The 277-nt window shown below is 46.2% G+C and carries 1 protein-coding gene; it reads right to left on the bottom strand.

What is annotated here, in order from left to right; all coding sequences use genetic code 11:
* Positions 1-277, bottom strand: a 277-nt coding sequence (locus A3773_RS18445) for a hypothetical protein (RefSeq protein ID WP_438942555.1), incomplete at both ends; no start/stop codon positions are given.

Raw genomic sequence — 277 nt, 5'->3', positions numbered from 1 at the left:
GGATGATAAACACTGTAGAACGTTCGCATGGTAGTTGGGCGGCGGATGTATTTGAGCTGTTTTTTGCTCAGTTCATTCGATAAGAATGCGCCACTGGCGTGGTATTCGTCGTTTAAACATTTGAGCGAATACGAGTTCGCAGTGTTCATCTGAGGGCCAGCGATCCAATTCAGCCCAGTAAGTTGTGCGTAAAAGCCGACACCTGAATTATTGGTTATCAGCATCGATGGATTAATGGCATCTAACAGCTGTTTCGCCGCCTCAAAGTCATCACCAA

The sequence above is a fragment of the Neptuniibacter pectenicola genome (assembly GCF_001597735.1).
GTDB classification, from domain to species: Bacteria; Pseudomonadota; Gammaproteobacteria; order Pseudomonadales; family Balneatricaceae; genus Neptuniibacter; species Neptuniibacter pectenicola.
This window is presented reverse-complemented; position numbering and strand designations above follow the sequence as displayed.